The organism is Muricoccus harenae, from assembly GCF_009848505.1.
GTDB classification, from domain to species: domain Bacteria; phylum Pseudomonadota; class Alphaproteobacteria; order Acetobacterales; family Acetobacteraceae; genus Roseomonas; species Roseomonas harenae.
In genome coordinates this window covers 98,207-106,511 of the sequence record NZ_WWDL01000019.1, presented here as the reverse complement: position 1 = coordinate 106,511, position 8,305 = coordinate 98,207, and the positions used below count along the sequence as shown (strand labels likewise).

Below are 8,305 nucleotides of genomic sequence, written 5' to 3'. Positions count from 1 at the left end.
ACTCCTCCGGCCAGGGCTCGCTTCGCTTCTGATCACGGTGCGCAGGCCGCACCCGCAGTGCGGCAAAGCGGGAGGTCAGCTCCGTCCTGCTGCCCTCGCGCCAGGTGACGGTCCGCCAGGCCCGCGCAGGCAGACCTTCGGCGAGCTTCCTGGCCGAGGCCGGTTGGTGCCCTGGCGTGCGTCGGACCCGGGTGGGTGGCCGGCCACGCCCGCCATAAGAGGGCACCGGCAGCGGCGCCTCGCCGGGTGGCCAGAGGCTCGCCGATGACTGCACGCCCAGCACATAGGTCAGGCCCATCTCGGCAATGGCCGCCCGGAAGGCAGTCTCGACGCCGTAACCGGCATCGCCCAGCACCACGCCCGGCGGCACACCCTCGGCCTGGGCCGTGCGGATCTGGGCCAGTGCGATCTCGGGCTTGGTCTGGAACCCGATCTCTTCGGGCACCCCCGCCCGGGCGCGCCGTGCGCGGTCTTCCGCCCAGGTCTCGGGCAGGTAGAGCTGATAGGCGATCGGCAGGCTGGCATGGTCGTTGGCGACGGAAAGGCTCACCGCAACCTGGCAATTATCCTGCTTGCCAAGCTGGCCGCAGTACTGCCGCGTGACGCCGACCGAGTGCTCGCCCTGCTTCGGAAAACCCGTGTCGTCGATGATCCAGTACCGCACCGGCCCGTGGCGCTCGAGGGCGGGCAGCACAGAACGCCGCACGGCAGCCAGCAGCGCCGCGTCGTCCCACTCGGCCTTGGCCACAACGTGGTGGAGCGACTGGTGACGGGCCTGTACGCGTCCCGGCTCGATCCGGGCCGCCATGGGCTCCACGCTCTTGCGGGCGCCCGGCAGCAGCAGCCCCGTACAGTAGGCACGCGCCGCCGCAGCCCGGCTGGCATGACGCAACACCACGGAGATCTCACCCAAGTAGGCTGCAAACCGCGCCTCGCCGCGCCGAAGGCCCGCAGCCCCTTCCATCTCTCTCGCCATGACCCACATATAGGAAGGACCGAGTAAAATGACACAGTAATACTATCCGTGTGCCCCGCATTCGAGCGACACCACGGCGCTTGCCTCCCGCACCATGGCGAAGAGTTCGCGCAACGGCTCCATCAACTCCGCATGCTCGCGCCCGTAGCCGCCATAGCGGGGCGCCGGCGGCTCGCCGTAATCCAGCGCGGCGCTGGGCGGCTCATGGGCGGGAAAGACCTGGTCCAGCAATGCCGCGGCTTCCTCCACGTCCAGGCGCAGCAGGCGGCGCAACAACCCGTCCCGCGTCACCCCGTGGCGCGGCGAGAATTCGGGCATGTTCACCGAGCGCATCCAGATCCGCTGGATCAGCAACAGCCGCAACGCATGCACGGCAAAGAGCCGGTCCGACATCTGTGGCCTCTCGTCATCCGAGGGCCAGGCGGCGCGCAGGGCGTTGTCGTCGGCCAGCAGGTGGCGGAAGACGCGGCGCACCTGGTCGCCCAGCCCGGGCTCCTCCAGTGCCGCCGCCACGGCGGTGAGGGTGGTGGCATTGGCGGCGCTGCGCGCCTTGGCCGCGCGGTCCAGCCACATGCCAGGATCGACAGTGGCGACATAGCCGCGCAGCACGTCCGGGTCCGAGAGCGACAGGCCGGCCCGGGCGAAGGCCATGGCCCCGGCGAAGCGCGGGGATTTCCGCAGCAGCTCCGCGAAGCCTTCCGGCTCGCGCGAGGCCCCCGCGCCCAACCCATGGGTGAGGTTCGCCAGGAAACCAAGCTGCTGCAGCACGGCATTGTTCGGGATCGCGCGCAACTCCCGCGGGTGGCGGATGGTGGCGGGGCCGCCCGTGTCGCTCTGGCGGGCGGCGGGGCGGGAGCCGGTGCGGTCCAGCAGGGCGGGACCGAAGCCGCCGAGCAGCCCGGCATAGCCCGGGTCCTCCACCAGCGCGGCCATGGCCACGCGCATGCCGGCAAAAAGATCGGCTGCGAAGCCCGCCTCGGCATAGACCGGGTCCGTCACCTCACCGGGTGGTGGCGCGAAGGCGTGCTCCGCGATCCGCGCGATGACCGCATGGGCCAGAGCCGGGGTGCCGAAAAGCTGGTAGCCGTCGCCGCCCTGGAAGCTCGTCTCCAGCCGCGTCGGAACGCCATGGGCCGCGAAGGCGGCGCGCACCGCCGGCGGGTCGAGATAGTCGAAGCGCGCCGCAAGGCCGTCCGGATGGCCGCCGCGCCCCAGCCCCTCGCCATGCGTGTCGAAGAGCACGACCTCAAGGTCGCCGAGCCCATGGCGGGCCAGCAGGTCGGCCACGCGCAGCTTCAGCCGCTCGATGAGGTGGCTCGCTGCCGGCTGGCCGACATAGCGGCCGGAATCCGAGTAACCGAACTGCAGGCAGAGGCGCCCGATGCCGCGCAGATAGTCACGCCAGTGCGGCGAGCGCAGCGCCTCGTCGATCACCCGCTCGGCACGCCGCTCCAGCGCCTCGGCCGTCTCGAACAACGGGCTGATCTCGATATGCCGCTCGACGCCGCAAAGCCGCGCCAGCAGCAGCGCAACGAGCAGGGTGAAGCCGCTCTCCGTCTCCGCCACGAGGAAGCGCACGGGCTGGGAGGCATCCACATGCTTCGTGATCTGCGCGACCGTCATCATCAGCCGCATGGCACTGGCGGATTCGGCCAGCAGCCCGCCCGTGTCGACAGGTTCCGGCCGGGCATCGTCCAGTGCGGCATTGATGGCGCCGAACAGCGCACGGCGACGCGCGGCATCGCCCGGTGCGCCGCCCAGATCCGGCGCGCGCAGCCGCGCGGCATTGTGAAGCTGGGCGGAGTTCAGCCGCACATGGGTGTGCGCCAGGGACAGCCCATGCGCCACCAACCCAGCCCGCGCGACGCAAAGCCCGAGGCGCGTGCGGTCATCCGGCGCGGCGGTGATGGCATTGCCGAACAGCTCCAGCAGCGGCTCCTGCGTGGTCAGCGCATCCTCGCGCCGGCCCACGAGAAGAAGCGCGAAACGCTGCGCCGCCTCCGGCTCCGGCGGGCCCGGCGGCGGGCAGGCGGCGATCTGCGCGCGCACGGCGTCGAGCGCCAGGGCCAGCCGGTCGCGCAGCGGCCCGGTGACTCCGGACGCTCCTCCGGATGCCCCCTCCGATGGCATGGCGGCGATCTGCGCCTCCAGCCGCGCCAGCCCCAGCTCCTTCATGCGCAGCCGCAGCCGCAGCGTGTCGTGCCAGCCGATATCCGTGCGTCCATCGGTGTCGTAGCCAACCCAGGAGGAGAGGATCACCGGACAGGGCACCAGGCTGCGCCACCGGTCGGGCCAGGTGTCGCGCGCGACGCCGAGGAAGGCAGCCGCCAGCCGGTCCAGCGCATCCCGCCCATTCGCGATGGCGGCCGCCGCCTGGGTGAACTCCTCCTCCAGGTCGGGGGGCACGGGGCGGAGCGGCAGGCCGGGAGGCGCAGGCGTGCCGCAGGCGGCCTCGGCCAAGGCCCGGTTCGTTCCACGCGGCAGGGAGAAGGTGGGATGGGCGGTGAACACCGCCGCCGCCCGTGGGCGCTCGCAAGTCTCGCGGAAGGCGGCGAAGGGCACGGGACTATCGGCAGGATCGGGCCGCGCGGTGCGGGTGGCGACCTCGATCAGCGCGGCGTCGGTGGCATCCGCATCGGTGCCGCCGACATTGCGGGATAGCCGGGCCGCGCGATCGGCAAAGGCAAGGTCCCCGATCCGGCGGAGGGCAGCCCGCAGCATGGGCAGGTCCAACTCTCCATCATCCAGCCGGCGGCTCAGCGTCAGCGCCATGGCCAGGGCTGGGGTGGCGAAGGGATCCCCCCGCCCCTGGGCGCGGACCGCCGCTGCCAGCGCCAGCAGGTCGGGAGGCGTGTCGGATCTGCCACCACTTGCCATGCCTCATCTCCCGTCTGTCCGCAGCCAAGTGATGCAAGAACGGGGCAGCAGGGAAAAAGGCAGCCTTCAACGACTGTGCAGATGGCAGGCGACGCCCCCCTCCGCCATCGCCGTCCAGCCCGGATAAACCGTGGGGCACCGGGGCAGGGCGGCGGGGCAGCGCGGATGGAAATGGCAGCCTGAGGGCGGCCGCGCCGCCGAGGGCAACTCCCCCACGATCCGGGGCAAGGCCCCGCGAAGTGCCGGGTCCGGCACCGGCGAGGCATCCCGGAGCACCCGCGCATAGGGATGCAGCGGTTCCGCCAGCACGCGGCCGACCGGCCCTTCCTCGATGATCCGGCCGAGATACATCACCGCCACCCGGTCGCAGAACCAGCGCACCACCGACAGGTCGTGCGAGACGAAAAGGAAGGAAAGGCCGCGCCGCTTCTGCAGGTCCCGCAACAGCAACAGCACCTGCGCCTGGACCGAGACGTCGAGCGCCGAGACGGGCTCGTCTGCCACGATCAGCTCGGGCTCCACGGTCAGCGCGCGTGCGATGCCGATACGCTGCCGCTGTCCGCCCGAGAATTCGTGCGGGTATCGGTCGAGCGCATTGGCCGGCAGCCCCACCTCTTCCAGCAGCGCGGCGGCGCGATTCCGTCCGGCGGCGCCACGGGCGATGCCGTGCAGGCGAAGCGGCTCCATCAGCGCGGAGCCAATGGTCTGGCGCGGGTCGAGCGAGGAATAGGGGTCCTGGAAGACAATCTGCATGCGCCGGCGCAGGGCGCGCAATTCCGTGCCCTTCGCCGCGGTCACGTCCTGCCCCCGATAGAGGACGCGGCCCGAATCAGGCTCGATCAGCCGCAGCAGGGCGCGGGCGGCCGTGGATTTTCCGCAGCCGGATTCTCCGACCAGCCCCAGCGCCTCGCCCGGGCGGATGGAGAACGAGATGCCGTCCACCGCGCGCACCGTCACCGTCTCGCGCTTCGGGAAGCCGCGGGTGACGCTGAAATGCTTGGTCAGGTTCTCGACCTGGAGAAGCGGCTCGCTCATTCGGCGCGCAGCTTCGGGTCGGTGGCGTCGCGCAGCCCGTCGCCCACCATGTTCAGCCCCAGCACCAGCAGCAGGATGGCGACGCCCGGTGCGATGGCCAGCCAGGGAGCATCGAGGATGTTCTCGAACCCATCCCGCGTCATGCCACCCCAGGTCGCGGTCGGCGGCTTCACGCCGAGGCCGATGAAGGAGAGCGACGCCTCCACCCGAACGGCTGTGGCGAGCCAGAGCGAGGCCATCACCATCACCTCCGGCAGGATGTTGGGCAGGATATGCCGGAACAGCACCCGGGTGTGGGAGAAGCCGAGCGCCCGCCCGCCCTCGACGAAGGCCCTTTCCTTCAGCGCCAGGGTGGGCGCGCGCGCGATGCGGGCGAAGGGCGCGACGGCCGTGAGCGCGATGGCGAAAACAAGATTCTCCAGCTCCGGCCCCAGCAGCGCCACCACGATCAGTCCGAGGATCAGGCTGGGAAAGGAGAGCAGCACATCCATCACCTGCATGGTGAACAGGTCGAAACGCCCACCGATATAGCCCGAGACCATGCCGATGGTGCCGCCCACCACCGCGGCGGCCGAGATGGCGCCCAGCGAGACGACCAGGCTGATCCGCGCGCCCCAAAGCAGGCGGGACAGCACGTCACGCCCGAACTGGTCCGTGCCGAGCAGGTAGTCGCCGCCCGGGGAGGCCAGCCGGTCGATGATGTTCTGCTCCGTCGGATCAAAAGGCGCGAGCCAGGGGGCGAAGATTGCCGCCAGGGCGATGGCAAGGCAGATCAGCGCCCCGATCAGCGTCGTGGGATTCGCCAGCGCCTTGCGGATGGCGCGGGAAACGGCGCCGACCCGCCGGGCCGGGAGAACAGCGCCGCTCACGCCTTCACCCTTGGGTCCAGAACGCCATAGAGCAGGTCGGTCACGAGGTTCACCACCACGATCAGGAAGCAGTAGATCACCATCAGCCCCTGCAGCATCGTGTAGTCGCGCTGGTTCAGCGCGCCGACGATGATCTTGCCCAGGCCCGGGCGGTTGAAGACAATTTCGGTCAGCACGGAATTGCCGATCAGGATGCCGACATAGAGCCCCACCACCGTCACCACGGGAATGGAGGCATTGCGCAATCCATGCACCCAGACCACGCGCCGCCAGGGCACGCCCTTGGCGCGGGCGGTGCGGATATAGTCCTCGCTGAGGGATTGCAGCATGGCGCTGCGCGTCACGCGGGTAACATAGGCGGCCATCACCAATCCCAGCGTCGCCGCCGGCAGCGCCATCTTGTGCAGACGATCCAGCGGGTCCGCCAGATCCGCATTGCCGATCACCGGGAAGATCCGCCAGTGCAGTGCGAAGGCCAGAAGCAGGAAGATGCCCGAGACGAAGACCGGGAAGGACAGTCCGATCAGCGAAAGCAGCCGGGCGGCCACGTCGATGAAGCCGTTGCGGTGAAGGGCGGCCGCGATACCGGCCGGGATGCCCACCACCACCCCAATCACCATCGAGGCGATGGTGAGGTCCAGCGTATGCGGCAGCACGGCCGTCACCTCCTCGAGGATCGGGCGGCTGGTGACGAGGCTGCGGCCGAAATCGCCGGTCAGCGCGGAGTAGAGGAAGTCCAGATACTGCGTCAGCAGCGGCCGATCGAGGCCGAGCCGCCCTCGCAGCGCCGCGGCCGCCTCCGGTGTTGCCTGATCGCCCAGGATCACCAGCGCCGGATCGCCCGGAATCACCCGGACGATCAGGAACACCAGCGTCAGCACGGCGAGCAATGTGGGCAGCGCAGCCAGGAGGCGGCGCGCCACGAAGCCGATCATCAGCGCAGCCGCGTCTGCTCGGTGATCAGCGGGCCGAGGCTCATGCTACCCTTCAGCTCGTAGCCATAGTCGAGATTGTCGCGCCGGGCGAAGACCAGCAGCGTCTCGACCAGCGGCACGCCGCAGACATTTTTCACCAGGATCTTCTGCGCCTCGGCCCAGAGCCGCTTCTGCTCCTCCATGTCGGTGGAGACGCGGGCGCGGTCGATCTGGCTGTCCGCCATGTTGCAATGGGAGAAGTTGGTCACCGCCGTCGGCGTCTGGACGATGGAGCGGCCATGGTAGAACTGCGTCAGGTAGATGTCCGCCACGGGGAAGCGGGCGGCCGCATAATAGACCAGCGGCGAGAGATTCTGACGGATCTGCTGATGGAAGGTGGCATGCTCCACCACCTGCAGGTCCAGCGTGATGCCGGCGCGGCGGAGCTGCTGCTGCACCACCTGCATGGCCGAGAGCATCTCGGGCAGCTGCGTATGGATGGCCTTGATGGTGATACCATTGGGGTGGCCGGCCTCCGCCAGCAGTGCGCGGGCGCGGGCGACATCATGCTGTAGCAGCCCGGTATCCCTGCTGAAGCCGAGATAGCCTTGCGGCACGAGGCTCTGCCCCTCGCGGCTCACGTCATTGCCGCGCCAGCGCCGCAGCTCGGGGCGGTTGATGGCATGCGCCACAGCCTGGCGCACGCGGATGTCGTTGAAGGGCGGCATGGATGTGTTCAGGTTGAGGATGGCCAGCTCTGCCGGCTCGAACACATCCACCACCGTGTTGGGGATCTGCCGCGTGCGGTTCAGCCAAGTCTGGTCGGAGCGGCCGTAATTAAGGTCCAGCTCCCTGGCCTGGAAGGCGAGGTCGCGCGAGGCGTCGGAGGGGATGAAGCGGTAGGAGATGCGCGTGATCTGCGGCGTGCCGCGGAAATAGCCCTGATGCGCCACCAGCTCGGCGGACTGGTTCGGCGTCACGCGCTCGACGGCAAAGGGACCGGTGCCGATCGGGTTCCGCGTGAAGTCGGCGCCGCGCTCCTCCACCGCCTTCCTGCTGACGATATAGCCGCCGGAATAGGCAGTGAGGATGCCGAGCATGCTCGGCACGTTCTCCTTCAGTATGATCCGCACGGTGCGCGGATCCACCGCCTCGATCGTCTCGAAGGCGCGGAAATCGGCGGAGAAGGCGGAGCTCTGCGCATTCGCCGCCTTCTTCAGCGAGAAGACGACGTCATCGGCCGTCAGCACGCCGTAATTGCCGTGGAAGCGCACGCCTTCTCGCAGGCGGAAGGTCCAGGTCTTGCCGTCCGGGCTGCTCTCCCAGCTTTCGGCCAGATCCGGCTCGATCCCGGCGGGGTCGATGGAGCCGGGCTTGAAGCGCACCAGCCCGTTGAACATCCAGGCGACCAGCACGCGATCGGGCGTGGAGACGGCGAAATGCGGATCGATACGCCCGATGTCCTGCGCCGCGATGCCCACCCGCAGCATCGGACCGGCCACGGCCGTCTGGGCCGCAGCGCCGCCTGCCAGGACGGTGGCCGAGGCCAGCGCGAAGGCGCCCGCCAGAAGGCTGCCGCGAAGGATTGTCCTCAACCGCATCCCCAGTCTCCCTTGTTTCGTCTTGGCCCCTGC

Annotated in this window: 6 protein-coding genes; all 6 read right to left on the bottom strand. The window is 69.6% G+C overall.

The features are described from left to right. On the bottom strand, positions 1-964 hold a 964-nt coding region (locus tag GSE44_RS14855; protein ID WP_159349605.1), incomplete at its 3' end, for an IS701 family transposase. Between the two features lie 54 nt (positions 965-1,018). After that, positions 1,019-3,853, bottom strand: a complete 2,835-nt coding sequence (locus tag GSE44_RS14850; RefSeq protein WP_159349604.1) for a phosphoenolpyruvate carboxylase — start codon at positions 3,851-3,853, stop codon at positions 1,019-1,021. A gap of 66 nt (positions 3,854-3,919) precedes the next feature. Continuing rightward, positions 3,920-4,888, bottom strand: a complete 969-nt coding sequence (locus GSE44_RS14845) for an ABC transporter ATP-binding protein (RefSeq protein ID WP_159349603.1) — start codon at positions 4,886-4,888, stop codon at positions 3,920-3,922. Continuing rightward, the gene (locus GSE44_RS14840; RefSeq protein ID WP_159349602.1) at positions 4,885-5,757 is read right to left on the bottom strand and encodes an ABC transporter permease; all 873 of its coding nucleotides are present in this window, start codon (positions 5,755-5,757) and stop codon (positions 4,885-4,887) included. Before GSE44_RS14840 ends, GSE44_RS14845 begins: the two co-directional genes overlap by 4 nt. After that, positions 5,754-6,692, bottom strand: a complete 939-nt coding sequence (locus GSE44_RS14835; protein WP_159349601.1) for an ABC transporter permease — start codon at positions 6,690-6,692, stop codon at positions 5,754-5,756. Before GSE44_RS14835 ends, GSE44_RS14840 begins: the two co-directional genes overlap by 4 nt. Next, entirely contained in the window at positions 6,692-8,272 is a 1,581-nt protein-coding gene (locus GSE44_RS14830; protein ID WP_159349600.1) for an ABC transporter substrate-binding protein, read from the bottom strand. Before GSE44_RS14830 ends, GSE44_RS14835 begins: the two co-directional genes overlap by 1 nt. Positions 8,273-8,305: the final 33 nt, after the last annotated feature.

What these genes read in the sequence shown, in the direction of transcription:
- GSE44_RS14850 (WP_159349604.1), bottom strand. Translation starts at nt 3,853, where the DNA reads ATGGCAAGTGGTGGCAGATCCGACACGCCTCCCGACCTGCTGGCGCTG.
- GSE44_RS14830 (WP_159349600.1), bottom strand. Translation starts at nt 8,272, where the DNA reads ATGCGGTTGAGGACAATCCTTCGCGGCAGCCTTCTGGCGGGCGCCTTC.
- GSE44_RS14835 (WP_159349601.1), bottom strand. Translation starts at nt 6,692, where the DNA reads ATGATCGGCTTCGTGGCGCGCCGCCTCCTGGCTGCGCTGCCCACATTG.
- GSE44_RS14845 (WP_159349603.1), bottom strand. Translation starts at nt 4,888, where the DNA reads ATGAGCGAGCCGCTTCTCCAGGTCGAGAACCTGACCAAGCATTTCAGC.